This window comes from Modestobacter sp. NPDC049651 (genome assembly GCF_040659695.1).
Lineage (GTDB): Bacteria > Actinomycetota > Actinomycetes > Mycobacteriales > Geodermatophilaceae > Modestobacter.
Genome location: NZ_JBFAOG010000018.1, coordinates 17,889 through 43,442, shown reverse-complemented (window position 1 = coordinate 43,442; position 25,554 = coordinate 17,889). Strand labels below are relative to the sequence as shown.

23 protein-coding genes are annotated in these 25,554 nt (G+C 73.9%); 7 read left to right on the top strand and 16 right to left on the bottom strand.

Features of this window, described 5'->3' with window-relative positions; genetic code table 11:
* Window positions 1–96: 96 nt before the first annotated feature.
* The 3 genes from AB0J00_RS19255 to AB0J00_RS19245 form a co-directional block, all read right to left on the bottom strand.
* Window positions 97–771 carry a regulatory protein RecX gene (locus tag AB0J00_RS19255; protein WP_357747882.1) on the bottom strand — a complete coding sequence of 225 codons (675 nt, stop codon included), beginning with the start codon at window positions 769–771 and terminating at the stop codon, window positions 97–99.
* Window positions 772–1,118: 347 nt separating this feature from the next.
* Window positions 1,119–2,162, bottom strand: a complete 1,044-nt coding sequence (gene recA, locus AB0J00_RS19250; RefSeq protein ID WP_357747880.1) for a recombinase RecA — start codon at window positions 2,160–2,162, stop codon at window positions 1,119–1,121.
* A 179-nt stretch (window positions 2,163–2,341) separates the two neighbouring features.
* Window positions 2,342–2,728: a helix-turn-helix domain-containing protein gene (locus tag AB0J00_RS19245; protein WP_357747878.1), complete on the bottom strand. Its 387-nt coding sequence runs from the start codon at window positions 2,726–2,728 to the stop codon at window positions 2,342–2,344.
* A gap of 103 nt (window positions 2,729–2,831) precedes the next feature.
* On the opposite strand from AB0J00_RS19245, the gene AB0J00_RS19240 reads away from it, so the two are divergent.
* A complete protein-coding gene (locus AB0J00_RS19240) occupies window positions 2,832–3,689 on the top strand; it encodes an NmrA family NAD(P)-binding protein (protein ID WP_357747876.1) in 858 nt (285 codons plus the stop codon).
* Between the two features lie 30 nt (window positions 3,690–3,719).
* Here AB0J00_RS19240 and AB0J00_RS19235 read toward each other — a convergent pair whose 3' ends face one another.
* Window positions 3,720–4,289 (bottom strand): DUF3046 domain-containing protein, encoded by a 570-nt coding sequence (locus AB0J00_RS19235; protein ID WP_357747874.1) that lies wholly within the window; start codon window positions 4,287–4,289, stop codon window positions 3,720–3,722.
* Here AB0J00_RS19235 and AB0J00_RS19230 point away from each other — a divergent pair.
* Window positions 4,240–5,250 (top strand): glycoside hydrolase family 3 N-terminal domain-containing protein, encoded by a 1,011-nt coding sequence (locus tag AB0J00_RS19230; RefSeq protein WP_357747871.1) that lies wholly within the window; start codon window positions 4,240–4,242, stop codon window positions 5,248–5,250. The genes AB0J00_RS19235 and AB0J00_RS19230 overlap by 50 nt on opposite strands.
* A 10-nt stretch (window positions 5,251–5,260) precedes the next feature.
* Here AB0J00_RS19230 and AB0J00_RS19225 read toward each other — a convergent pair whose 3' ends face one another.
* Window positions 5,261–6,406: an acyl-CoA dehydrogenase family protein gene (locus AB0J00_RS19225; RefSeq protein ID WP_357747868.1), complete on the bottom strand. Its 1,146-nt coding sequence runs from the start codon at window positions 6,404–6,406 to the stop codon at window positions 5,261–5,263.
* Between the two features lie 84 nt (window positions 6,407–6,490).
* On the opposite strand from AB0J00_RS19225, the gene AB0J00_RS19220 reads away from it, so the two are divergent.
* Window positions 6,491–7,489: an acyl-CoA dehydrogenase family protein gene (locus AB0J00_RS19220; protein WP_357747865.1), complete on the top strand. Its 999-nt coding sequence runs from the start codon at window positions 6,491–6,493 to the stop codon at window positions 7,487–7,489.
* Between the two features lie 6 nt (window positions 7,490–7,495).
* On the opposite strand, the gene AB0J00_RS19215 is transcribed toward AB0J00_RS19220, so the two are convergent.
* Together AB0J00_RS19215 and AB0J00_RS19210 are read right to left on the bottom strand one after the other, a co-directional pair.
* Complete coding sequence (locus AB0J00_RS19215; protein WP_357747863.1) at window positions 7,496–7,717, bottom strand: KTSC domain-containing protein; 222 nt, start codon at window positions 7,715–7,717, stop codon at window positions 7,496–7,498.
* 91 nt (window positions 7,718–7,808) lie between these two features.
* Window positions 7,809–8,591 carry a glycoside hydrolase family 16 protein gene (locus AB0J00_RS19210; RefSeq protein ID WP_357747862.1) on the bottom strand — a complete coding sequence of 261 codons (783 nt, stop codon included), beginning with the start codon at window positions 8,589–8,591 and terminating at the stop codon, window positions 7,809–7,811.
* Window positions 8,592–8,627: 36 nt separating this feature from the next.
* Here AB0J00_RS19210 and AB0J00_RS19205 point away from each other — a divergent pair, with 36 nt between their 5' ends.
* On the top strand, window positions 8,628–13,220 hold the full coding sequence (locus tag AB0J00_RS19205) for an ATP-dependent helicase (RefSeq protein WP_357747861.1): 4,593 nt from the start codon (window positions 8,628–8,630) through the stop codon (window positions 13,218–13,220).
* A 57-nt stretch (window positions 13,221–13,277) separates the two neighbouring features.
* On the opposite strand, the gene AB0J00_RS19200 is transcribed toward AB0J00_RS19205, so the two are convergent.
* Window positions 13,278–13,850 (bottom strand): antibiotic biosynthesis monooxygenase, encoded by a 573-nt coding sequence (locus tag AB0J00_RS19200; protein ID WP_357747858.1) that lies wholly within the window; start codon window positions 13,848–13,850, stop codon window positions 13,278–13,280.
* 92 nt (window positions 13,851–13,942) lie between these two features.
* Between AB0J00_RS19200 and AB0J00_RS19195 the strand changes: the two genes are divergently transcribed.
* Window positions 13,943–14,281: a hypothetical protein gene (locus AB0J00_RS19195; RefSeq protein ID WP_357747856.1), complete on the top strand. Its 339-nt coding sequence runs from the start codon at window positions 13,943–13,945 to the stop codon at window positions 14,279–14,281.
* A 1-nt stretch (window position 14,282) separates the two neighbouring features.
* On the opposite strand, the gene AB0J00_RS19190 is transcribed toward AB0J00_RS19195, so the two are convergent.
* A complete protein-coding gene (locus AB0J00_RS19190; RefSeq protein WP_357747853.1) occupies window positions 14,283–14,852 on the bottom strand; it encodes a hypothetical protein in 570 nt (189 codons plus the stop codon).
* Window positions 14,853–14,951: 99 nt separating this feature from the next.
* Between AB0J00_RS19190 and AB0J00_RS19185 the strand changes: the two genes are divergently transcribed.
* Both AB0J00_RS19185 and AB0J00_RS19180 read left to right on the top strand, forming a co-directional pair.
* Window positions 14,952–15,803 carry a DNA-formamidopyrimidine glycosylase family protein gene (locus AB0J00_RS19185; RefSeq protein ID WP_357747850.1) on the top strand — a complete coding sequence of 284 codons (852 nt, stop codon included), beginning with the start codon at window positions 14,952–14,954 and terminating at the stop codon, window positions 15,801–15,803.
* A 34-nt stretch (window positions 15,804–15,837) separates the two neighbouring features.
* Window positions 15,838–16,689 (top strand): DNA-formamidopyrimidine glycosylase family protein, encoded by an 852-nt coding sequence (locus tag AB0J00_RS19180; protein WP_357747848.1) that lies wholly within the window; start codon window positions 15,838–15,840, stop codon window positions 16,687–16,689.
* 73 nt (window positions 16,690–16,762) lie between these two features.
* Here AB0J00_RS19180 and AB0J00_RS19175 read toward each other — a convergent pair whose 3' ends face one another.
* The 7 genes from AB0J00_RS19175 to AB0J00_RS19145 all read right to left on the bottom strand — a co-directional run bounded on the left by AB0J00_RS19175 (window position 16,763) and on the right by AB0J00_RS19145 (window position 25,419).
* Entirely contained in the window at window positions 16,763–17,596 is an 834-nt protein-coding gene (locus tag AB0J00_RS19175) for a PspA/IM30 family protein (protein WP_357747845.1), read from the bottom strand.
* Window positions 17,597–17,771: 175 nt separating this feature from the next.
* On the bottom strand, window positions 17,772–19,400 hold the full coding sequence (gene pgi / locus AB0J00_RS19170) for a glucose-6-phosphate isomerase (protein ID WP_357747843.1): 1,629 nt from the start codon (window positions 19,398–19,400) through the stop codon (window positions 17,772–17,774).
* Window positions 19,401–19,558: 158 nt separating this feature from the next.
* The gene (gene ugpC, locus AB0J00_RS19165; protein ID WP_357747841.1) at window positions 19,559–20,845 is read right to left on the bottom strand and encodes a sn-glycerol-3-phosphate ABC transporter ATP-binding protein UgpC; all 1,287 of its coding nucleotides are present in this window, start codon (window positions 20,843–20,845) and stop codon (window positions 19,559–19,561) included.
* Window positions 20,846–20,871: 26 nt separating this feature from the next.
* Window positions 20,872–21,711 carry a carbohydrate ABC transporter permease gene (locus tag AB0J00_RS19160; RefSeq protein ID WP_357747839.1) on the bottom strand — a complete coding sequence of 280 codons (840 nt, stop codon included), beginning with the start codon at window positions 21,709–21,711 and terminating at the stop codon, window positions 20,872–20,874.
* Window positions 21,711–22,673, bottom strand: coding sequence for a sugar ABC transporter permease (locus AB0J00_RS19155; RefSeq protein ID WP_357747837.1), 963 nt, complete (start codon window positions 22,671–22,673; stop codon window positions 21,711–21,713). Before AB0J00_RS19155 ends, AB0J00_RS19160 begins: the two co-directional genes overlap by 1 nt.
* A 13-nt stretch (window positions 22,674–22,686) precedes the next feature.
* Window positions 22,687–23,964, bottom strand: coding sequence for an extracellular solute-binding protein (locus tag AB0J00_RS19150; protein ID WP_357747834.1), 1,278 nt, complete (start codon window positions 23,962–23,964; stop codon window positions 22,687–22,689).
* A 207-nt stretch (window positions 23,965–24,171) separates the two neighbouring features.
* Window positions 24,172–25,419: a DUF4032 domain-containing protein gene (locus tag AB0J00_RS19145; RefSeq protein ID WP_357747832.1), complete on the bottom strand. Its 1,248-nt coding sequence runs from the start codon at window positions 25,417–25,419 to the stop codon at window positions 24,172–24,174.
* Window positions 25,420–25,554 lie beyond the last annotated feature (135 nt).

Below are 25,554 nucleotides of genomic sequence, written 5' to 3'. Positions count from 1 at the left end.
GCCCCTTGCCGAGCGAGCCACTCCCCCGCCCTGGTCTCCCGGGCGGGTGAACGGCTCGTCGGCCTCCTGCGGGACGGCCGGCCGGGCCGCCGGCACTCAGGGGGTGTCGTCGCCCAGCCAGTCCGGCGCCGGCGCGGTGGACCGCCGGGCGATGCGGCGCACCTGGCCCTCACCGGTCTCGGTGGCCGGCTCCGCCGCTGCTCCGGCAGCCTTCGCGGCCCGGGCGGCCTCGAGCTCGGCCCACGGGTCGGCCTGCGGCGCCGGGCGGCGCCGGTTGCTCCAGCTCCCGGCCGGCGGGGGCGCGGTCTCCGGCCCGTCGTCGAGCTCGTCGGCCGCCTCGTCGGCGGCGAGCAGCGTGGACTCGCGGTCGTCGAGGGCCTCGCGGACCACCCACCCGGCCAGCCCACCGCCGTAGCCCTTGCGGGCGAGCATGCCGACCAGCCGGCGCTCGGCGGTGACCCGGTCCAGCCGTGCCATCGAGGGCATCTTGCGGGCCACCAGCCGGCGGGCGGTGTCCCACTCGTCCTGCGAGTCGACCTGCTCGAGCGCCTCCTGGGCGAGCTCGCCGTCGACGCCCTTGGCCCGCAGCTCCTGGGCGAGCGCCCGGCGGGACAGCCCGCGGCCGGACTGCCGGGAGGACACCCACGCCGCGGCGAACGCCGCGTCGTCGATCAGGCCGACCTCGGTGAACCGGTCGAGCACCGCGGCGGCGGCCGCCTCGGGCACGTCCTTCTTCGCCAGCAGGTCGGCCAGCTGCTTCCGGGTCTTCATCGCCCCGGTGAGCGCGCGCAGGCAGATCGCCCGGGCGACCTCCTCCGGGTCACGGTCGTCCTCGGGACGCCCCGGTGCGGCACCGTCCCGGCCCCCATCGAGAGCGCCGTCGGGAGACCCGCCGTCGGGTCCGTCGTCGGCCCGGGAGCCGCCCCGGGGCCGGCGCGCACCGCGGTCACGCCCCTCACCCCAGCCGGACCCCCGACCGGAACCGGAGCCCCAGCCGGAGCCGCCCGACCCCGCCCCCGAACGACGCCGGCCGGCGCGGCGGGTTCCCCCGCCGGCCGGCCGCGCGTGCTCGTCGACCGGTCCGTCGCCTTCGTGCTGCGTGTCGGACACGGCCCGGATCAGAAGTCGGCGGGCGCAGCCGGCGCGGCCGCGGCAGCGTCGAGCTGCGGGCCGATGCCCAGCTTCTCCTTGATCTTCTTGTCGATCTCGTCGGCCAGGTCGGGGTTGTCGCGGAGGAACGAGCGGACGTTCTCCTTGCCCTGGCCGAGCTGGTCGCCCTCGTACGTGTACCAGGCACCCGACTTGCGGATGATGCCCTGGTCGACGCCGATGTCGATGAGGCTGCCCTCGCGGCTGAAGCCGGTGCCCCACAGCAGGTCGAGCTCGGCCTGCTTGAACGGGGCCGCCACCTTGTTCTTCACGACCTTGACGCGCACCCGGCTGCCGACCGCCTCGGTGCCCTGCTTGAGGGTCTCGATGCGGCGCACGTCGAGGCGGACGGACGCGTAGAACTTCAGCGCGCGACCACCGGTGGTGACCTCGGGCGAGCCGTAGACGACGCCGACCTTCTCGCGCAGCTGGTTGATGAAGATCGCGGTGGTGCCGGAGTTGTTCAGCGCACCGGTGATCTTGCGGAGCGCCTGGCTCATCAGCCGGGCCTGCAGACCGACGTGGCTGTCACCCATCTCGCCCTCGATCTCGGCGCGGGGCACCAGGGCGGCGACCGAGTCGATGACGATGATGTCGAGCGCGCCGGAGCGGATCAGCATGTCCGCGATCTCCAGCGCCTGCTCACCGGTGTCGGGCTGGCTGACCAGCAGGGCGTCGGTGTCGACACCGATGGCCCGGGCGTACTCCGGGTCGAGCGCGTGCTCGGCGTCGATGAACGCGGCGATGCCGCCGAGCGCCTGGGCGTTGGCCACCGCGTGCAGGGCGACCGTGGTCTTGCCCGAGGCCTCCGGGCCGTAGACCTCGACGACGCGGCCACGCGGCAGACCGCCGATGCCCAGCGCGATGTCGAGGGCCACGGAGCCGGTCGGGATGACCTTGATGGCCTGCGCGGCGTTGTCGCCCAGCCGCATGACCGAGCCCTTGCCGAACTGCTTGTCGATCTGGGCGAGGGCCAAGTCGAGGGCCTTGTCGCGGTCCAGGGTTGCTGCCATGGTGGCCACCTTCAGATGTCGCGTTGAGCGGGTCGGGACCGACGCTAGGGCGGGGGTCTGACAAAACCGAGGGCCCGGCCGGATGTGTGGACGGACACAGGGGCTGTGGATCGGCCACCACGGTAACCCGAACAGGTGTTCGACGGACAGGTCGACACGCCGACACGTCGACGACCGGCTCAGCCGGCGGCCGACCGCTCCCCGTGCGCGTCGCGGGCGGCCAGCACCCGCGGCATCGCCGCCTCGACCAGGCCGATGAGCCCCATCAGCTGCGGGGCGAGCTCGGCGCCGAGGTCGGTGAGGGTGTACTCGACGTGCGGCGGGATGGCCGAGCGCACCTCGCGGTGCACCATCCCGTCCCGCTCGAGCACCTGCAGCGTCTGGGCGAGCATCTTCTCGCTCACCCCGTCGACCCGGCGGCGCAGCTCGCCGAACCGCCGCGGCCCCTCGTGCAGGGCGGCCAGCGCGAGCACCGCCCACTTGCCGGTGACGTGCTCGAGGACCTCCCGCGAGGTGCAGTCCCGGCTGAACACGTCGGCCACCAGCTGCTCGACGGTCTGCTCCACGGAAACCCCTCCTCCCGGCCTCGGGCGCCCAGTGTACGTTCGCGGCCGACGGCACTAACCACGGGTTAGTGCCTCCTGTCCGGAGAGCGCTCAAGGGAGTCCCATGATCACCGTCACCGCTGCCAGCGGCCACCTCGGCCGGCTCGTCGTCACCGGGCTGCTCGACGCCGGCGTCCCGGCCGCCGACGTCGTCGCGGTCGTCCGCACACCCGAGAAGGTCGCCGACCTCGCCGAGCGCGGCGTCCAGGTCCGGCAGGCCGACTACGACGACGCCGCCGCCCTCGAGGCCGCGCTGCAGGGCACCGACCGGCTGCTGCTGATCTCCGGCAGCGAGGTCGGCCGGCGGGTGCCGCAGCACACCAACGTGCTGCAGGCCGCGAAGAGCAACGGCGTGCCGTTCCTCGCCTACACGAGCGCGACCAAGGCCGGCGACACCTCGCTCCCGGTCGCGCCGGAGCACGTCGCCACCGAGCGGCTGATCGCCGACTTCGGCATCCCCGCCGCGCTGCTGCGCAACAACTGGTACCTCGAGAACTACGACCAGCAGATCACCCAGGCCGCCGAGACCGGGGAGCTCTCCGGCAGCACCGGGGCCGGCCGGATCGCCGCCGCCACCCGGGCCGACTACGCCGCGGCCGCGGTCGCCGTCCTCACCGCGGAGCAGCCCACCCCGGGCGTGTACGAGCTGGGCGGTGACCAGGCGTGGACCTTCGCCGACCTCGCCGCCGCCGTCGGCGCCGAGGCGGGCCGGGAGGTCACCTACCGCGAGCTGACCCCCGAGCAGCACGTGCAGACCCTGCTGGAGGCCGGCCTGCCGCAGGGCACCGCGGACTTCGTGGTCGGCCTGGACCAGGCGATCGCCCAGGGCGCGCTGGAGACCGGCAGCACCGCGCTGTCGCAGCTGACCGGCCGGCCGACCACGACGCTGGCCGAGCACGTGCACACCGTGCTGTCCCGCTGAGGGCGACGGCGTCCCGCCGGGGGAACCGGCTCAGCGGTCCTTCGGCGGGACGTCGAACTCCTTGCAGACCTCCAGCCACACCGTGCGCACCGGGACGCCGGCGTCGATCGCCTCGACCGCCGTCCGGCTGCCCAGGGCACCGAACACGTGGTCACGGGCGACGCTCTGGGCGCGCATCGACCCGAACAGGGACTCCATCCGGGACCAGAACTCCTGCAGCCGCACGACGACGACCGTACCCAGCGTGTCGGGGACCCCGCCCCCGGCCGCCCGGTAGACAGGAGGGGTGCGAGGGACCCCGACGCCGGCCGGACGCCGGGCCGGCCGCTGGCCGCGAGCGGTCACGGCCCTGCTGCTGGTGACGGCCGCAGCGGCGTGCGGCGGCGGGGACGCGGACCGGCCGCCGCCGTCCAGCGCGGCCGGCTCGTCGTCCACCGCGGCGGGGTCGACCACGCCGGGGTCGAGTGCGGCGGGGTCGAGCGCCGCCGGGTCGAGTGCGGCGTCGTCCGCACCGGCCGCCACCCCGACCGAGCCGGCGTCCTGCGCCCAGGTGACCCTCGACCGGCTGGACCGCCCCGCGCGGGTCGGCCAGCTGCTCATGGTCGGCGTGCCCGCGACCGACCCCGTCGCCGGCTACCGGCAGCTGGCGGGCGTCCCGGTGGGCGGGGTGTTCCTGCAGGGCCGCAGCACGGCCGGGGTCACCGCGGTCGCCGCCCAGGTGGCGCAGCTGCAGGCCGCGGCACCGCTGCCGCTGCAGGTCGCCGTCGACCAGGAGGGCGGCCTGGTGCAGACGCTCAAGGGGCCGGGCTTCGACCGGGTGCCCACCGGGCTCCGCCAGGGCGCCCTCGCCCCTGACGCGCTGCGGTCGGCCACCGTCGGCTGGGCCGGCCAGCTCCACGCCGCCGGCGTCACCATGGACCTCGCCCCGGTCGCGGACACCGTGCCGGCCGGGACGGCGGCGGCCAACCCGCCGATCGGCGCCTTCGACCGGCAGTACGGCAGCGACCCGGCCCGGGTGGCGAGCGCCGTGCAGACGGTCGTGGGGGCGCTGCAGGACACCGGGGTCGCCGCCACCGCCAAGCACTTCCCGGGCCTGGGGCGGGTCACGGTGAACACGGACGAGGCGACCGGTGCGAGCGATCCGCAGACCAGCCCGGACGATGCGTTCCTGCAGCCCTTCGCCGCCGCCGTGCGGTCGGGCACCGGGGCGGTGATGGTCAGCTCGGCGTCCTACCCGCAGCTGGACCCCGACCGGCTCGCCGTCTTCTCCCCCGCGGTGGTCGGGCTGCTGCGCGGGCAGCTCGGCTTCGACGGGGTCGTGGTCACCGACGACCTCGGCGCCGCGAAGGCGGTGGCCGCCGTGCCGACGGGGCAGCGCGCGGTCGACGCGGTGGCGGCCGGCGTCGACGTCGTCCTCACGGTGCGCACCGCGGACGCCGTCCCGATGAGCCGGGCGCTGGCCGACCGCGCCGCCGCCGACCCCGCCTTCGCAGCCCGGGTCGACGAGTCGGCGCGGCGGGTGCTGCAGCTCAAGGAGCGCTTCGGCCTGCTGCGCTGCTGAGCGGGCGGGGCTACAGCCCCATCGACCGGCCGACGATCTCCCGCATGATCTCGTTCGTGCCGCCGTAGATCGACTGGATCCGGGCGTCCCGCCAGGCCTTGGAGACCGGGTACTCGTCCATGTAGCCGTAGCCGCCGTGCAGCTGCAGGCAGCGGTCGGCGACCTTGTTCTGCAGCTCGGTCGTCCAGTACTTGGCCATCGCCGCGTCGGTCGGGGTCGTGTCGCCGGTGTCGAGCTGGCGGACGCACTCGTCCACGAACGTCCGGGCCATCGTCACCTCGGTCTGCAGCTCGGCGAGGACGAAGCGGGAGTTCTGGAACGAGCCGACCGGCCGGCCGAACGCCGTCCGGCCGGTCACGTACTCGACCGTCTGCGCCAGCACCGTCTCGGCCGCCGCCACCGCGCTCGCCGCGATCGACAGCCGCTCCTGCGGCAGGTTCTGCATCAGGTGGGTGAACCCGCCGTCCTGCTGCCCGAGCAGGTTGGCCGCGGGCACCCGGACGTCGTCGAAGAACAGCTCGGCGGTGTCCTGCGCCTTGAGGCCCACCTTCGCCAGGTTCCGGCCGCGGGTGAAGCCGGGCATGCCGCGCTCGAGCACCAGCAGGCTGGTGCCGCGCTTGGCCGGGACGTCGGGGTTGGTCCGGGCGACCACGATCACCAGGTCTGCGTTGATGCCGTTGGTGATGAACGTCTTCGCGCCGTTGAGCACCCAGCTGTCGCCGTCCCGGCGGGCGGTGGTCTGGATGCCCTGCAGGTCGCTGCCGGCGCCGGGCTCGGTCATCGCGATCGCGGTGATCAGCTCGCCGGAGCAGAAGCCGGGCAGCCAGCGGGCGTGCTGCTCGGGGGTGCCCAGGTCGCGCAGGTAGGGGCCGACGACGTCGTTGTGCAGCGCGAACCCGACGCCGGTGGCGCCGATCCGGGCGAGCTCCTCACCCAGCACCACCTGGTAGCGGAAGTCGCGCACCCCGCCGCCGCCGTGCTCCTCGGGCATGTCGGTGCCGAGCAGCCCCTGCTCCCCCGCCGCGGCCCACACCTCGCGCGGCACGATGCCCTCGGACTCCCACTGGTCGTGGAAGGGGGCGACGTGCTTGCCGAGGAAGGCGCGGACACTGTCCCGGAAGTCCTCGTGCTCGGGCTGGTACAGGTTGCGGCGCATGCGCCCGAGTCTGGCCCAGGCGCCGGCGCCGCAGAAGGCGGTTGCCCGGCTGGCGGGAGGACGTGCGGCCAGGGGGGACGACGGATGACCGAGGTGACCGGACGGGTGGCGGCGACGGCGGCGGAGGTGGACGCCGGCACGGCGGACACCCGCGCCGTGCTCGCGGAGCTGGGCGCCGACGGGCTGCTCGGCCGGCCGGCGACCGCCGATCCGGACGTCGCGCTCGGCAGCGCGGTCGCGCTCGTGCGGGAGGTGTCCGCCGCGTCGCTGGCCGCCGGCTTCTCGCTGTGGTCGCAGACGATGGTGCTCGAGTACCTGCGCTGCTGCCCCACCCCCGGCGGCGCCCCGCTCGCCGAGGCGCTGGCGGGAGGCACCGTGACCGGTGCGACCGCGCTGGCGCCCGCGCTGACCGACCTGGCCGGCGGCGCACCGGTGCCGGTCACCGCCCGGCGCGACGGCGCGGGGTGGCGGCTGTCGGGCACCGTGCCGTGGGCGTCCAACCTGTTCGACGACGCCGTCGTCGTCACCCCGGCGCGCACCGGCGGCGGGCGGCTGGTCGCGGTGTTCCGGTTGTCCGCGGCGACGCGGCAGCCGGCCGGCGAGCTGCTGGCGCTCAACGGGACGGGCACCGGGGCGGTCGAGCTGGACGACGTCCCCGTCGTCGCCGTGCTCTCCGAGGACCTCGCCGCGTTCGTCGGGCTGTGCCTGCCGGCGATGCTGCTCACCCAGTCGGCGCTCGCGCTCGGGGTGGCCGACGCCGCGCTCGACTCCGCGGCCGGTGCGCTCACCGGCCCGAACGCGCTGCTGGTGCCGGACGCCGAGGAGCTGGCCGCCCGGCAGGAGGACGTCGGCGACCGGCTGACCGCGCTGGCCGCCACCCCCGCCGAGGCGCAGCGCCGGCAGCTGGCCCGGCTGCGGCTGGACGCGCTCGCGCTGGCCGGCGACGCGGTGCGGCTGGAGGTCACGGTGCGGCTCGGCGGTGGCTTCCGCGCCGGCAGCCCGACCGCCCGCCGGGTGCGCGAGGCGGCGTTCCTGCCGGTGCAGGCGCCGACGGTCGGCCAGCTGCGGGCCCAGGCCGGCTGACCGGCGTCAGCCCGCCCGGCGGACCGGGCGGACGCGGTAACGCGGCTTGATCCGGCCGTTCACGAACCGGCCGAGGCTGTCGGACTCCAGCAGCGCCAGCGCCTCCTCCGGCGGGACGTCGAGGAAGTCGTAGACACCCCCGCCGACCCACTCGATCTCCAGCACGTGCTCGTCGAGGTCGTAGCCGACCGACCGGATGCTCGAGGACTGCACGTGTGCCCGCCGCATCGCCGCTCCTGGATGACGCCGGTGTAGTTCCACCAGTGTCATCCGGCAGCTGCCGACATGTCGACAGGTCGACGTGTCGCCCGCGGGCGGGTCACCGCGGGGCGGGCCGCCAACTGCGGAACCGGTCGACGACGAGCTGCTGCCGGGTGGGCGCCGCGCCCTCGGCCGGGAACGCGTAGACGTCGAGCATGACCTGCACGCGGTGGTCCGGGGACTGGTCGCTGACGTGCGCCACCTGTCCGTCGACGGCGAACACCACCTCGTCCGGCGTCCAGCGGACGGCGTACTCGTGCCACGCGCGGACGTCGACCGGCAGCTCGGTCCGGGCGAAGTCGTCGCGGACCCGCGGGTTGCCGAACGGGTGCACGCCGGTGCCGACGACCGCGGACGACGGCCGCACGTCGCGCCCGAAGACCTCGAAGACGCAGATCTCCGCGGAGTGCTCGGGCACGTCCTCCACCCCGATCAGCCACAGCGCGGCCATGCCGGTGGCGTCCAGGTCCATCCGGGCGCGCACCTCGACCAGCCCGTAGCGCGGGGTGTGCAGCCACTGCTCGGGCTGCTCCTCCCGGACGACGAGGGCGTCGGAGAACCGGTGCTGGCCATCGGTGCTGCCCACCGGGCCGGAGCGGACGCCGGTCTGCAGGTTCGACACCCGCACGGCGCCGTCGAACTCCGGGCACCACGGCGGCTGGTCGGGCTCCACCACCAGGTGCAGCGCCCCGTCGGCGAGCCGGTACCGGGCCGCGGACGCCGTCCGCGAGCTCCACTGCGGCAGGTAGTGCGGCAGCCAGAGGGTGCGGTCGAGCTCCGGAGAGGTGAAGTCGTCGTCGACGTCGCGGGCCAGGCCGTCGCGGTCGAGGCTGCGCTGCACGGCGGAAGTGTCGTACCTGCAGGGACACTGGTGGGCGTGTCGGCACTCGAGCGCTTCTCCACGGCCACCCAGGCCTGGTTCACCGGCGCCTTCGCCGAGCCCACGGCGGCCCAGGAGGGCGCCTGGTCGGCGATCAGCAGCGGCGAGCACTCGCTCGTCGTCGCGCCCACCGGCTCCGGCAAGACGCTCGCCGCCTTCCTCTGGTCGCTGGACCGGCTGGCGTCGGCACCCCCGCCGGAGGACCCGCTGGCCCGCTGCCGGGTGCTGTACGTGAGCCCGCTCAAGGCGCTCGCGGTCGACGTCGAGCGCAACCTGCGGGCGCCGCTGACCGGGATCGGCCAGGCCGCGGCCCGCCTGGGGCTGCCCCGTCCGGAGATCACCGTCGGCGTGCGCTCCGGCGACACGCCGGCCGACGAGCGGCGCACGTTCGCCCGCCGCCCGCCGGACATCCTGATCACCACCCCCGAGTCGCTGTTCCTGCTGCTCACCAGCCAGGCGCGGGAGGCGCTGCGCGGGGTCGAGACGGTGATCCTCGACGAGGTGCACGCGGTCTGCGGCACCAAGCGCGGCGCGCACCTGGCGGTGTCGTTGGACCGGCTCGACGAGCTGCTGGAGCGGCCGGCGCAGCGGATCGGGCTGTCGGCCACCGTGCGGCCGCTGGAGGAGGTGTCCACCTTCCTGGCCGGCGGCCGGCCGGTGCAGGTCGTCGCCCCGCCGGCGACCAAGCAGTGGGACCTCTCGGTGGTCGTGCCGGTCGAGGACATGTCGGCCCTCGGCCAGCCCACCGGCGAGCTCGACGGCTCGGCGGCCGGCAACCAGCCGCGCACGTCGATCTGGCCGGCGGTGGAGGAGCGGGTGCTCGACCTCATCGAGGGCCACCGCAGCACGATCGTGTTCGCCAACTCCCGTCGGCTGGCCGAGCGGCTCACCAGCCGGCTCAACGAGCTGCACTACGAGCGGACGACGGGCGAGCCGATGCCGCACGGCGCCGCGCCGGCCGAGCTGATGGCGCAGGCCGGCTCCGGCGGCGGCGTGCCCTCGGACTTCCGGCCGATCGCGATGGCCCACCACGGGTCGGTGTCGCGCGAGCAGCGCGCCGTGACCGAGGAGGCGCTGAAGTCCGGGCAGCTGCCCGCGGTGGTCGCCACCTCCTCGCTGGAGCTGGGCATCGACATGGGCGCGGTCGACCTGGTGGTGCAGGTCGAGTCACCGCCCAACGTGGCGTCGGGGCTGCAGCGGGTCGGCCGGGCCGGGCACCAGGTGGGCGCGGTCAGCGAGGGCGTCATCTTCCCGAAGTTCCGCGGCGACCTGGTGCAGAGCGCCGTCGTCGCCGAGCGGATGCGGGCCGGGGCGATCGAGTCCACCCGCTACCTGCGCAACCCCCTCGACGTGCTGGCCCAGCAGATCGTCGCGATGGTCTCCGAGCGGCCGCGCACGGTCGACGAGGTGGCCGCCGTGCTGCGCCGGTCCGCCGCGTTCGCCTCGCTGCCGGACTCCGCGCTGCACGCGGTGCTCGACATGCTGGCCGGCCGCTACCCCTCCGACGCGTTCGCCGAGCTGCGCCCGCGGCTCACCTGGGACCGCGTCACCGACACCCTCACCGCCCGTGCCGGTGCCCAGCGGCTGGCGGTCACCAGCGGGGGCACCATCCCCGACCGCGGCCTGTTCGGCGTCTTCCTCGTCGCCGGGGCCGGCGAGACGGGCGGACGGCGGGTCGGCGAGCTCGACGAGGAGATGGTCTACGAGTCGCGGGTGGGCGACGTCTTCCTGCTCGGGTCGTCGTCCTGGCGGATCGAGGAGATCACCCACGACCGGGTGCTGGTCAGCCCCGCGCCCGGCCAGCCGGGGAAGATGCCGTTCTGGCACGGCGACCAGCTCGGCCGGCCGCTCGAGCTCGGCCGCGCGCTGGGCGCGTTCCTGCGCGAGGTCAGCTCCGCGACGCCGGAGGCCGGCACCGAGCGGGCCCGCGCGGCCGGGCTCGACGAGTGGGGCGCAGCCAACCTGTTCGCGTACCTGGCCGAGCAGAAGGCGGCCACCGGGCACGTCCCCGACGACCGCACGATGCTGGTCGAGCGGTTCCGCGACGAGCTCGGTGACTGGCGGCTCGTCGTCCACTCGCCGTTCGGCGCGCAGGTCAACGGCCCGTGGGCGCTGGTGCTCGCCGCCCGGCTGCGCGAGCGCTACGGCGTCGACGTCGCCTCGATGCACTCCGACGACGGCATCGTGCTGCGGCTGCCCGACACCACCGGCGAGGCGCCGGAGGCCGACCTCGCGATCCTCGACCCGGACGACGTCGAGCGGGAGGTGACCGCCGAGGTCGGCAACTCGGCGCTGTTCGCCAGCCGGTTCCGCGAGTGCGCCGCCCGCGCGCTGCTGCTCCCCCGCCGCGACCCGCGCAAGCGCACCCCGCTCTGGCAGCAGCGCCAGCGCGCCGCCCAGCTGCTGTCGGTGGCCAGCGAGTACTCGTCCTTCCCGATCACCCTCGAGGCGGTGCGGGAGGTGCTGCAGGACGTCTACGACGTGCCCGGGCTGGTCGAGCTGATGCGCGACGTGCGCTCCCGGCGGGTGCGGGTGGTCGACGTGCAGACCCAGTCCGCCTCGCCGTTCGCCCAGTCGCTGCTGTTCGGCTACGTCGGGCAGTTCATCTACGAGGGCGACGCGCCGCTGGCCGAGCGCCGCGCGCAGGCACTGGCCCTGGACACCGGGCTGCTCGCCGAGCTGCTGGGCCGCTCCGAGCTGCGCGAGCTGCTCGACGGCGACGCGATGGCCGAGGTCGAGGCCGAGCTGCAGCGGCTGCCCGCCGAGCGGCACCCGCGCGACGTCGACAACGCCGCCGACCTGCTCCGGTTCGTCGGCGACCTGACCGTCGCCGAGGCCGCCGCCCGGGGGGTGCCCGAGGAGTGGCTCACCGAGCTGGTCGACGCGCGGCGGGCGATCGTCGTGCGCATCGCCGGCGAGGAGCGCCACGTCGCGATCGAGGACGCCGGCCGGCTGCGCGACGCGCTCGGCACCGCGCTGCCGGTGGGCGTGCCCGAGGCGTTCACCGAGCCGGTGGCCGACCCGCTCGGCGACCTGGTGGGCCGCTACGCCCGCACCCACGGCCCCTTCGTGCCGCCCGACGTCGCCAGCCGGCTGGGGTTGGGCATCGCGGTGGTCACCGCCACCCTGCAGCGGCTGGTCGGCACCGGCCGGCTGGTCACCGGCGAGTTCCGGCCCGGCGGTACCGGGCAGGAGTGGTGCGACGCCGACGTGCTGCGCTCCATCCGCCGCCGGTCGCTGGCCAAGCTCCGGCAGGAGGTGGAGCCGGTCCTGATCGAGACCCTGGCCCGGTTCACCCCGAGCTGGCAGTCGGTGGGCAGCCGCACCCGCGGGGTCGACGGTGTGCTGTCCGTGGTGGAGCAGCTGGCCGGGGCGCTGGTGCCCGCGTCGGCGCTGGAGTCGCTGGTGCTCCCGTCCCGGGTGCAGGGCTACTCCCCCGCGATGCTCGACGAGCTCACCAGCGCCGGTGAGGTGCTGTGGGCCGGTGCGGGCAGCCTGTCCGGCGGCGACGGCTGGGTCACCCTTGTGCCGGCGGACCTCGCCCCCCTGCTGCTGCCCGAGCCGCCCGGCGCGGCCGACGTCGAGGGCGGCTGGGGCCCGGCGCTGTTGGAGCAGCTGGACGGCGGGCAGGCGATGTTCTTCCGGTCGCTGTCCGACCGGCTGGGCGCCACCGACGACACCGAGCTGGTCGACGCGGTCTGGGACCTCGTCTGGGCCGGGGCGCTCACCAACGACACCCTCGCCCCGCTGCGGGCCCGGCTGGCCGGCGGCGGCACCCACCGCAAGGCACCGGCCCCACCGCGGGCGCGGCTGGACCGCACCCGGTACGGGCGCACCCGGCTGGGTCGCCCGGCGATGCCCACCCGCACCGGCCCGCCGACCGTCGCCGGGCGCTGGTCGCGGCTGCCCGAGCTGGAGACCAACGGGACCAAGCGCACCACCGCGCGGGCCGAGGCGCTGATGGAGCGGCACGGCGTGCTCACCCGCGGCGCGGTGCAGGCCGAGCAGGTCACCGGTGGTTTCTCCGCGGTCTACCCGGTGCTGCGCGCGTTCGAGGAGAACGGCCGGGCGCGGCGCGGCTACTTCGTCGAGACGCTGGGTGCCGCGCAGTTCGGCAGCGTGGGTGCGGTCGACCGGCTGCGCAGCTTCGCCAGCCCCGACCGGACGCCGGCCGGCGCGGTCGTGCTCGCCGCGACCGACCCGGCGAACGTGTACGGCGCGGCGCTGCCCTGGCCGGAGCGGGTCAGCGGCGGCGCCGACGAGACCGTCGACATCGGCGAGGGCACCGGCACGAGGAAGACCGGGCACCGGGCCGGCCGCAAGGCGGGGGCGCTGGTCGTGCTGGTCGACGGCGAGCTGGTGCTCTACGTCGAGCGCGGCGGCAAGACGCTGCTGTCGTGGACCGAGGACGAGCAGGTGCTCAAGGAGGCGGCGACCGCGCTGTCGGGCGCCGTCGCGTCCGGGGCGCTGGGGCGGATGACGGTGCAGAAGGCCGACGGGGCGTCGGTGCACGAGTCCGGCCCGCTCACCGACGCGCTGCAGGCGGCCGGCTTCGCCGCCACCCCGCGGGGCCTGCGCCTCCGCGCCTGATCGTTGAACGCCAGCGGCCCAGGACCGGTTGGGTCCTGGGCCGCCGGGGTGCAGCGGTCAGCGGCGGCGGGCCTCCAGCCAGGGGGCGAGCAGGCGGCTGAGCCGCGGCATCGCCAGCCGCAGCGCGGTCACCACGAACACCGCCGACACCAGCAGCCGGGCCGGCCACGGCCAGCCGCCCAGGAAAGGCACCGCGACGAGCTGGAAGGTCGAGGTGAACGCCAGCACCGTCGCGACCGTGAGCAGCCAGCTCCGCCAGGCGGGTCCGGGCCGCGGCGGGACGGCGAAGAACGTCTCCAGACCGACGGCGCGGGCGAACCGCTCCCCCTCGGCCAGCTCGTGCACCCGGGCGAGCGCCTGCCGCCGCTCCGCCGAGCGCTCCCAGCCGGCCAGTGCCTCGTCGTCGGTGAACCGGTAGACGAAGTGGTACTCGTCGCTGCCCAGCCCTGGCCGCAGCAGCGACGTCCCGAGGTTGCCGGGGAACGTGGCCACCAGCTCCTGGACCTCGGCGGCCCAGCGCTCGTACGCCTCCCGCTTCTCCACGGGCACGGCCCGGGCCACCGTCACGGTCACCGGCTCGGGGTGCGGGTCGGCGGGGGCGCCGGTCAGGCTGCGCAGTCGCGTGCTCACGTCCACGGGGTGCCTCAGCGCCTCCGCATCGTCGGCTGTTCCCGGATCCGCGCCTGCGCAACGAAGGTCACTCCAGCGGGCAGGATGTTCCCGTGCCGTACCGCGTGTACCTCCCCCTGCGAGAGTGGGACGAGCTCGGTGGCCGGCGCCGACGGCAGGTCGCCCGGCACGCCCGGCGCGGCCGGCCGCACCCCGACCCGCAGGTCGCCGCGGTGGCGCGCGCGTGGGCGCGCCAGGTGCCCGACGTGGCGCGCCCCTGGTCGCGGCGGACGCTGATCCGCGTGGCTGTGTCCTGGTTGCCGACCGTCGTCTTCCTCGGCGTCGCGGCGGTGCTCCAGCTCGACGGGGACCTCGGCGGCACTTCCAGTGCGATCACCGGCTGGCAGGACCGCCGGCTGGCCCGCCGCATCCTCGCGGTGCCGCCTGCCTGACTCAGGCCAGCGCCCATGACAACAGCGCGGCCGCCTCGCCCAGCGCCGCGGTCGCAACCACCCCGACGACCGCCGACCAGCGCACCCGGACGGCGACGTCCGCCTGCGCCCAGCCCAGCGGGGCGGGTCCGCGCACGCTCTCGAGCCACTCCCGGAGGCGCGCCGCTTCACGCCGGCGACGGCGGTTGCGGATGATCGACTGCGCGAGGGACGGCTGGCAGATGGCGAACTCCAGCCGGCGACCACTGCGCAGCACCACCTGCAGGCCGTTCTCGTCGTCCACCCCGACGACATCGTCAGCGCCGACCGTCCAGACGCTGAACAGCCCGACGCCCACGAGCGTGCGGCCGGACGTCGACCAGCGCTCCGTGCTGACCGCCAGGCAGACCGCCGCCAGGGTCGGCAACCAGACCGGTCCGATCAGCCGGGTCGCGAGATCGGCGGGCTGGACGATGCACCAAGCCCCGATGACAGCGCCCGCAACGCCGGTGATCGCCGTCATCACCCACCACAGCGACCCGGCCCGGACGACGGTCTGCTCCGGCTGGAACGTGGTGCGCACGACGGCCACCCCGGCCTCCTCCACGGCTCGCTACTGGTCGACCATCGGCGGTCCGTCGCAAAGATCCAGCCGAACGCGCCGCAGCGGCGGGCGAGGGACCATGGTCGGGTGCCCGAAGGAGACACCGTCTGGCTGGCGGCGAAGCGGATGGACACCGCGCTGGCCGGCCGCACCCTGACCCGGGGTGAGCTGCGGGTACCGCAGCTGGCGGCGGTCGACCTGACCGGCGCCACCGTCACCGAGGTGGTGCCGCGCGGCAAGCACATGCTCACCCGGTTCGCCGACGGCCGGACGCTGCGCACCCACTACCGGATGGACGGCAGCTGGCACATCTACCGGCCCGGCGCTCGGTGGCGCGGCGGGCCGGCGTTCGAGATCCGGGCCGTGCTGGCCACCGGGGAGTACGAGTGCGTCGGCTACCGGCTGCACGACGTGGCGCTGGTGCCCACCGACCGCGAGGGCGAGCTGGTCGGCCACCTCGGCCCCGACGTGCTGGGCCCGGACTGGGACCTCGACGAGGCGCTGCGCCGGCTGCGCAGCCACCCCGACGAGCAGATCGGCGTGGCGATCCTCGACCAGCGGAACCTCGCCGGCCCCGGCAACCTCTACAAGACCGAGGCGCTGTTCCTGACCGGGGTGAACCCGTGGGCACGCGTCGCCGACGTCCCGGACCTGCGGGCGCTGGTCGAGCGTGCCCGCACGCTGATGCTGGCCAACCGCGACCGGCCCGCGCAGAGCACCACCGGGATCACCCGGCGCGGCTGGGACCACTGGGTGGCCGGCCGCAAGGGCCGACCGTGCCGCCGCTGCGGGACGACGATCGAGCTCGGCGACCAGGGCCCGGACCTGCAGGAACGGGTGACCTGGTGGTGCCCCAGCTGCCAGGCGACGCCGCTGCCGGTCGACCCGCGGGCCCGCACCGGCCTGCCCGGCACCGAGCCCCGCCGCGCCTCCTACTGAGGCGCCGCCGCACGCACCGGAGGATCATGGTGCCGTGCCCGAAGGAGACACCGTCTGGCTGGCCGCCCAGCGGATGAACACCGCGCTGGCCGGCGCCACGCTCACCCGGGGTGAGCTGCGGGTGCCCCAGCTGGCCGCCGTCGACCTGACCGGCGCGACGGTCACCGAGGTCGTCCCCCGGGGCAAGCACATGCTCACCCGCTTCGCCGACGGCCGGACGCTGCGCACCCACTACCGGATGGACGGCAGCTGGCACATCTACCGCCGGGGCACGCCGTGGAAGGGCGGCCCCGCGCACAGCATCCGGGCGGTCCTGTCGACCGACCAGTGGGACTGCGTCGGCTACCGGCTGCACGACATGCGGATCGTGCCGACCAGCGCCGAGTCCGAGCTGGTCGGCCACCTCGGCCCCGACGTCCTGGGCCCCGACTGGGACCTCGACGAGGCGCTGCGCCGGCTGCGCTCCCACCCCGACGAGCAGATCGGGGTCGCGATCCTCGACCAGCGCAACCTGGCCGGCATCGGCAACCTCTACAAGGTCGAGACGCTCTTCCTGACCCGCACGCACCCGTGGACCCGGGTCGCCGACGTCCCTGACCTGCCCGGTCTGGTCACCCGCGCGCGCACCCTGATGCAGGCCAACCGGGACCACCCCGAGCAGAGCACCACCGGCTCGACCCGGCGGGGTGAGGACCACTGGGTGTTCGGCCGCCGGGGCAGGCCCTGCCGCCGTTGCCGCACCCCCATCCTGCTCGGCGACCAGGGCCCGGAGACCCAGGAGCGGGTGACCTACTGGTGCCCGAGCTGCCAGGCCGCCCGGAGCCCCATCGACCCGCTGGCCCGGACCGGGGAGCCCGGGCACCCCGCCTCCCTCGCCGCCACCTGAACGACGCAGAGCCCACCCGAACGACGCAGAGCCCCGCCGTCCGCGAGGACGACGGGGCTCTCGAGCCGAGAGGTCAGGCCTGCTCGGGCTGCTGCTGCGGCTGGGCCGCGGGCTGCTCGACGGCCGGCTCACCGGCACCGATCGCGCCGGCGGCCTGGGTGCCGCCGGTGACCGCCTGGGTGCCGCCGCCGCCCATCGAGGCGCGCAGCTCCGCCAGCCGGGAGGCGCCGGCGACGTCGAGGGTCGCCTTCTGCACCTCGAGCATCCGGCCCTCGACCGAGTTCTGCGCGAGCTCCGCCTGGCCGAGGGCGTTGGCGTAGCGGGCCTCGATCTTGTCCCGCACCTCACCGAGCGAGGGCGTGTTGCCCGGCGCGGAGAGCTCGTTGACCTGACGCAGCGAGTCCGAGACCCGCTCCTGCATCTTCGCCTGCTCCAGCTGCGACAGCAGCTTGGTGCGCTCGGCGAGGGTCGTCTGCAGCCGCATCCGGCTCTGCTCGACCGCACCCTTGGCCTGCTCGGCCGCCTGCAGGGCCTCGTCGTGGCTGCGCTTGAGGTCCTCCATCGCCTGCTCGGCGCTCACCAGCTGGGTGGCGAAGGCCTGGGCGGCGTTCTCGTACTCGGCGGCCTTCTGCGCGTTGCCCTGCGACCGCGACTGGTCCGACAGCGTGAGCGCCTGGCGCGCGGAGGACTGCAGCTTCTCGACCTCGCCGAGCTGGCGGTTCAGCCGCATCTCGAGCTGCCGCTGGTTGCCCAGCACCGCCGCGGCCTGGTTGGCCAGCGCCTGGTGCCGCTGCTGCTCGGCCTCGATCGCCTGCGCGATCTGCACCTTCGGGTCGGCCTTCTCGTCGATCTTCTGGTTCGCCGAGGCCGAGAAGTACTTCCAGAACTTCACGAACGGGTTGGGCATGAGTCCTCCTGGTCCGGCGCTCCGCCCGCCGGGTGGCGGACGGCGCAGCGCGGGCGACGCTGTCCTCGATCATCGTCCCAGTCGCCGGTCACGGCCAGCCACCGGGCAACCCCTGAACCTGCCCGGGTGGAGTCCCAGCGCTGCGGAATGCGAGCGCTGGGACTCCACCCGCGGGTCAGGCGCGGCCGCGGAGCTTCCGGTACTCCGCGACGAGCGCCACGGTCGAGGCGTCCTGGTCCATCTCCGGAGCGGTCTCGCTGGTCAGCGCCGGGGCGAGCTGACGGGCCATCACCTTGCCCAGCTCGACGCCCCACTGGTCGAACGAGTCGATCTGCCAGACGGCGCCCTCGACGAACACGGTGTGCTCGTAGAAGGCGATGAGCTGCCCCAGCGTCGAGGGGGTGAGCTTCGGCGCCAGGATCGTCGAGGACGGCCGGTTGCCGGGCATGACCTTGTGCGGGACGACGTCCGCGGCGGTGCCCTCGGCGGCGACCTCCTCCGCCGTCCGCCCGAAGGCCAGCACCGCGCTCTGCGCGAACATGTTGGCCATCAGCAGGTCGTGCATGTCCTCGATGTCGTGGTTGGGCTCACCGAAACCGATGAAGTCGGCCGGGATCAGCGAGGTGCCCTGGTGCAGCAGCTGGTGGAACGCGTGCTGGCCGTTGGTGCCCGGCTCGCCCCAGTAGACCTCGCCGGTCGACGTCGTCACCGGGGTGCCGTCCCACTGCACCGACTTGCCGTTGCTCTCCATCGTCAGCTGCTGCAGGTAGGCGGGCAGCCGCGACAGGTACTGGCTGTAGGGCAGGACGGCGTGGGTCTGGGCGCCGAAGAAGTTCGTGTACCAGACGTTGAGCAGGCCCTGCAGGACCGGCAGGTTCTCCGCCAGCGGGGCGGTGCGGAAGTGCTCGTCGACGGTGTGGAACCCGGCGAGCATGTCGGCGTAGGCGTCCGGGCCGATGGCGACCATCAGCGACAGGCCGACCGCCGAGGTGAACGAGTAGCGCCCGCCCACCCAGTCCCAGAACCCGAACATGTTGTCGGTGTCGATGCCGAACTCGGCGACCGCCTCGGCGTTGGTCGAGACGGCGACGAAGTGCTTGGCCACCGCCGACCCGTCGCCGCCCAGGCCGTCGAGCAACCAGGCCCGGGCGACCTTCGCGTTGGTCAGCGTCTCCAGGGTGGTGAACGTCTTGGAGACGACGACGAACAGCGTGGTCGCGGGGTCCAGGTCCCGGGTCTTCTCGTAGAAGTCGGTCGGGTCGATGTTGGAGACGAAGCGGGCGGTGATGCCGCGGTCGCTGTAGTCGGCCAGCGCCTGGTAGGCCATCGCTGGGCCGAGGTCGGAGCCGCCGATCCCGATGTTGACCACCGCGGCGATCCGCTGCCCGGTGGCACCCCGCCACTCCCCCGACCGCACCCGGTCGGCGAACCCGCGCATCTTGCCGAGCACCGCGTGCACGTCGGCGGTGACGTCCTGCCCGTCGACGGTCAGCGCCTGGTCGGCGGGGTCGCGCAGCGCCACGTGCAGCACGGCGCGGTCCTCGGTGACGTTGATGTGCTCACCGCGGAACATCGCTTCCTTGCGCTCGGCGACGCCGGCCTTCTCGGCCAGGGCGACCAGCAGCTGCAGCGTCTCGTCGGTGACCCGGTGCTTGGAGTAGTCCAGGTACAGGTCGCCGGCGCGGGCGGTCAACCGCCTGCCGCGCTCGGGATCCGCGGCGAACAGCTCCCGGAGCGTGCGGCCCTCGACCGCCGCGTGGTGCTCGGCGAGCGCCGACCACTCCTGGGTCGCCGTGATGTCCATGCTGTGTGCCTCCGAGTACGACGAGCGGGTGCGACGGGAGTCTGCACGGGGTCAGGTGCGCACTGGCAGCAGCCAGCAAACCCCGCGCCGACGATCATGCCCGCACGGGTCGGGCCGGTCCCCGAGGGGACCGGCCCGACCAGGTGGCGGCCTGCGGCTCAGGCGGCGCCGGCGGCGTGGGCGCCACCGGACGGCGACGTGGCGGCCCGCCCGTCGCCGGCCGACTCCGCCAGCTGCTCCTGCCGGTCCTCGGTGGCCAGCTGGGTCAGCCGCGCCCCGGCCTCGGCGTCCCGGGTGAGGTTCTCCCCGGTGTGCGGGTCGAAGACGTGCACCTTGCGGCTGTCCAGCCAGAACTCCGCCTCCCGGCCCTCGCGGATCCGGCTGGTGGAGTCGATCGACACGATCGCCTGGGTGCGCAGCTCCTCGGCGTCCAGCTCCCGGGAGAGCTCGCGCAGCTGGTCGCGGACCGCGTCGGGCGCCTCGTAGGGGATGTAGGCGTACTGCGAGTCGCCGAGCCACTCGGTGACGTCGACCCGGGCCCGGAACACCGAGCCGACCGGGCGCTTGGCCTCGTCGACCAGCGAGGCGTCCTCGAAGTACTCCGGCCGGATCCCGACCAGCAGCACGTCGCGGCCGGCGACGGCCGCCGCCCGCTGCTCGTCCAGCTCGATCGGGCCGAACGGCGTCTGCAGCTGCCGGCCCTCCAGGGTGGCGGGCAGGAAGTTCATCGGCGGCGAGCCGATGAAGCCGGCCACGAACAGGTTGACCGGCTGCTCGTAGAGCTCGCGCGGGGAGGCGACCTGCTGGATGCGCCCCTTCCGCAGCACGCACACCCGGTCGCCGAGGGTCATGGCCTCGGTCTGGTCGTGGGTGACGTACACGGTGGTGATGCCCAGCCGGCGCTGCAGCCGGGCGATCTCGGTGCGCATCTGGCCGCGCAGCTTGGCGTCCAGGTTCGACAGCGGCTCGTCGAACAGGAACGCGTCGGCCTGGCGCACGATCGCCCGGCCCATCGCGACCCGCTGCCGCTGGCCACCCGAGAGGTTGGCCGGCTTGCGCTCCAGGTGCTCGTGCAGCTCCAGCACGTCGGCGGCGTCGTTCACCAGCCGCTGCACCTCGGCCTCCGGGGTCTTCTGCAGCCGCAGCGGGAAGGCGATGTTCTCGAACACCGACAGGTGCGGGTACAGGGCGTAGTTCTGGAAGACCATCGACAGGTTGCGTTCGCGGGGGGCCAGGTCGTTGACCCGCTTGCCGCCGATGACCATGTCGCCGCTGGTGATGTCCTCCAGCCCGACGATCATCCGGAGCAGCGTCGACTTACCGCAGCCGGACGGGCCGACCAGGATCATGAACTCCCCGTCGGCGATGTCCAGGCTGACGTCGTTCACCGCCGGGAAGCCGTCGCCGTACTGCTTGACGATGTTGCGCATCTCGATCGAGGCCATGGGTGTTCTCCCTCAGGGACGTGCGGTCAGCCCTTGACCGCGCCGTTGGTCAGGCCGGCGACGATGCGCCGTTGGAACAGCAGGACGAGGACGACGACGGGGATGGTGACGATGACCGCGGCCGCCGCGATCACCGTGGTCGGGTCCTCGAACTGGGACGCGCCGGAGAACAGGCCCAGGGCGGCGGGCACCGGGCGCGACGCGCTGGTCGAGGTCAGCGAGATGCCGTAGGCGAAGTCGTTCCAGGCGATGAAGAACGAGATGATCGCCGTGGTGAAGACGCCGGGTGCGGCCAGCGGCACGATCACCTTGCGGAACGCCTGCCAGTTGGTCGCGCCGTCGACCTGCGCGGCCTGCTCCATCTCCCAGGGGATCTCCCGGAAGAACGCCGACATGGTCCAGATGGAGATCGGCAGGGTGAGCGACAGGTACGGGATGATCAGCCCCGGCCAGGTGTCGTACAGGCCGATCTGCCGCCACAGGTTGAACAGCGGCGTCACGATCGAGATGACCGGGAAGATGGCCACGCCCAGCGCCGCGGACAGGATCAGCCGCTTGCCCGGGAAGTCCAGCCGGGCGATCGCGTAGGCGGCGAACATCGACAGCACGCAGGAGATCGCGGTGGCGATCAGGCAGATGCCGAACGAGTTGCGCAGCGCCGGCAGGAACAGGTCACTCGCCGTTCCGGTGAGGATCGACTTGTAGTTCTCCCAGGTCCACTTCCCGCTCGACGGCAGGAAGTTGCCGTTGGTGATGTCCGAGGGCGCCTTGAGCGACAGCGACACGATCCAGCCCACCGGGAACAGGGCGTAGACGATGATCGCCAGGCCGCCGATCCACCACCAGATCTTCTCCCGCCGGGACATCAGCGCTCCCCTCGAGCCTGGGCCAGGTCGACCTTGAAGCCCTTGATGAACGCGAGGGCGATCGCCACCACGCAGAGGAACAGCAGCACCGAGACCGCCGAGCCCAGCCCGATCTCCACCCGGGAGATCGTCTGCCGGTAGGCCAGGAACGACACCGACTCGGTGCCGTTCGCGCCGGCGGTCATCACGAAGATGCTGTCGAAGACCCGGAAGGCGTCCAGGGTGCGGAACAGGACGGCCACCATGATCGCGGCCTTCATGTTCGGGATGGTCACCTTGCGCATCCGCTGCCACCAGGTGGCGCCGTCGACCTTGGCCGCCTCCTGCAGCACCTCGGGCACCTGGGCGAGCCCCGCCAGCAGCAGCAGCGAGATGAACGGCGTGGTCTTCCAGATCTCGGCCAGGCAGATGACCAGCAGCGACGTCCACTTGTCGCCGAACCAGTCGGTGTCGGCGCTGACCCCGGGCAGCCAGGCGAACCAGCTGTTGACGAACCCGGTGTTGATGTCGAAGGCGAACTGCCAGGCGAACGCCGAGACGACGGTGATGATGGCGTACGGGATGAGGATCGCCGCCCGGACCACCGGCCGGATCGCCCGCAGCGCCTTGGCCATCACCAGCGCCAGCGCGAAGCCGAGCACCAGCTCGACGGCGACGGTGACCACGGTGATGAAGACGGTGACCCACAGCGACTGCCACCACAGCGAGTCGCTCAGCACCACCCAGTAGTTGCTCAACCCGATGAACGACCGGTTCTCCGGGTCGGTCAGCCGGTAGTTGAACAGCGAGTAGTAGACGGCCTGGGCGATCGGGTACGCGGTGACCAGCAGCATCACCACGAATGCGGGGCCGGCGAGGTACCAGCCCAGCTTGCGCTCGGCCTTGGACCGGTCGCTGGCGCCGCCGGGGGGTGCGGAGACCGGTTCGGTCTTCTCCCGCGGCGGGAGGGTCGTGGACGTCATCGGATTCCCTCCGTCACAGCAGCTGGTCGCCGTGCAGCACGGCGGTGATCAGGTCGGTGGCCTTCTGCGGTGTGCTGTTCGGGTCGACCGACGCCGGTGGGTGGTACTCGCGCTGGACGCCGCCGGAGACCTCGTTGTAGTAGGCGGTCTGCGGCCGGGGTGCGGCCTGCTCCAGCGACTGCCGGATCGTCGGCGCCATCGGGAACTGCTCGACGACCTTCGGGTCGTCGTAGACGGCGGTCGACGAGGCCGGGTTGCCGTTGCTGACGAAGTAGTACGCCTGGTTCTCGTCGGTGGTGATGCACTCGGCCGCGGCGTAGGCCAGCGCGGTGTGCTTGCTGTACGCGCCGACGCCGAGGTTGATGCCGCCGTACGGCGGGGCGCTCGGCTTGTCCGCGTCGACCTGCGGGTACAGCGCCCAGCCGTAGTCGGCCGGGACGGAGGCGTCGAGCGTGCCGCCCTCGACCGCGCTGTTGGCCCGCGGCCAGACGAACGGCCAGTTGACCATGAACCCGGCGTCCGGCCCCTCGAACCCGGTCGCCGCGCTGTCCTCGTTGGACGTCGAGAACGCCGGCCCGGCGGCCTTGGACCGGCCGACCTCGCGCATCACCTCGGCCGCCCGCCGCCCGGCGTCGGAGGTCAGACCCAGCTGGATCTTCTCCGGGTCGGTCGAGTTCTTCTCGATGATCGACCCGCCGGCGGACTCGATCAGCGCGTTCAGCCACACGGTCAGCGACTCCGACCGGATGCCCTGCGCGCCGACCAGCTTCCCCTGGCTGTCGGCCGCCTGGACGATCTGGTCCCAGGTGACCGGCTTGGTCATGTCGAGCCCGGCGGCCTCGGCCACGGACTTGCGGTACCAGAGCAGCTGGGTGTTCGCCCAGAACGGCACCGTGACCAGCTTGCCGTCCCAGGTGGCGCCGTCCAGAGCGCTCTGCACGACGTCGCTGCTCACTCGCTGTGCGACGTCCTCGGGCACCGGGGCGAGGAAGCCGGCCTGGGAGAACTCCGGGATGGTCGGCGGGTCGAGGCTCATCAGGTCGATCGAGTCGTCCTCGGCCGCGAGCCGGCGGACCAGCTGCTCGCGCTGGGCCGGCGCGTCGCGGGGCAGCGTCGTCGTGGTGAGCCGGTACTGGCCGTCGGCCGCCTCGGTGCACCGCTTCGCGATCTCCGCCTGCCCCCCGGAGTCGGGGTTGATGTACCAGGTCAGCGTGGGGGTGCCGCCCCCGGAGCCGCCGCCGCAGGCCGCGAGGACCGACGCCAGGACGGCCGCCGCCGACGCCCCGCTCAAGCCCCGGCGCCACCGGTGGGCCGGCGCCCCGCGGTGCGCTGGGGCACGACCGCCCGTGGGCCGGTCACGACGGACTCTGACTGCTGAGAGCACCCGGCATCGCCTCCGTTGGCGAACCGGTGACCTGCGGTCACCGTGGTCCCGGGATCGTGTCGCCGGTCACGTAGCGTGTCAAGCGGGGACGCTCAGCCGAGACCGAGCCGCCGCTCAGCCGGGCGCGCCGGCCTGCGCGCGGTAGGCCACCACCGAGGGCGTGGTCAGCTGCACGGGGGTGCGCGGCAGCACGTTCTGCACGTAGGAGCGCACCGCCGTCCAGGTGCCGACGTCGAACCCGGCCCGCTCGGACAGGAACCAGCGGTGCTCGAGCACCTCGTGGAAGACCTCCGCCGGCTCGATCCGGCCGGCCAGCTCGTCGGGGATCGCGTTCACCACCGGCAGGTACACCTCGGTCAGCCAGCGGTGCCCGGCCACCGTGTCCGGCAGGTGCCCGCCGCCGCGCTGCTCGAGGTAGGCACGGTAGGACCACAGGTCGTTGAGCAGCCGGCGCGCCTGGTTCTCCTGCACGTCCAGGCCGGTGAGCCGCAGCAGCTCGCGGCGGTGCTGACCGGGCTCGCTCACCCGGGTCTCCACCCGCAGCCGGGCGCCCTCGCCGGAGGTGACCAGCTCGACCTCGCCGACGTCGAACCCGAGGTCGTTGAGCCGCTGCAGCCGCTCGGCGACCCGCACGGCCTGCTCGTCGGTGCGGAAGACGTCCTCCCGGGTCACCTCGTCCCACAGCGCGGCGTACCGGGCCGGCACGCTGTTGGCGACCTCCACCGGGTCGATCCGCCCGGACAGCAGCTCGCCGGCCTGCAGGTCCATCAGCTCCGCGCCGACCCGCTCGCGGGCCAGGTCGACGTCGTACTCGCGCTTGCCGGCCGACAGGGTCGCGTGCCGCTCGGCGGTCTCGGCGTCGACCAGGTAGGCGGCGTAGTTGCCGGCGTCGAGCCGGAAGAGGGTGTTCGACAGCGAGCAGTCGCCCCAGAAGATGCCGGCCAGGTGCAGGCGGACCAGCAGCTGCACCAGCGTGTCCAGCAGCCGCTCGGGCGACTCGGCCGCCCGCGGTCCGGAGAACAGGTAGCGGTAGGACATCGAGTACTCGAGGTACCGGGTGATCAGGACGGCCGGCTGGTCGTCGGGGCGGTCGACGCACACCCCCACCGGGGAGACCGTCGGCAGCCCGTCCTCCTCGAACTCGCCCAGCAGGGCGTACTCGTGGCGGGCGAGCCGCTCGTCGATCTCCTTCAGCGCGTACACCACGCCCTCGTGGGCGGTGAACCGGACGACGTGCCGGGAGATGCCGCGCTGGGGCACCTCGAGCAGGTAGTCGTCGTCCCACTCCTCCAGCGGCTGGGTCCAGGGCAGGGTCAGCAGGCCGGTGGCGTCGGTGGAGGGGTGGCGGAACAGGTACCGCATGGGAGTCGCTCCTGGGAGACCGGGGCGTCGGCCGGCGGGTGGGTCACCGGGCCCGGGACGATGGTCCCGCGGAGCCGGGCTGGACGTGCGAGCGGCCGCGCCCCGAGGGAGCGCGGCCGCCGCCGGGAGGGGTGC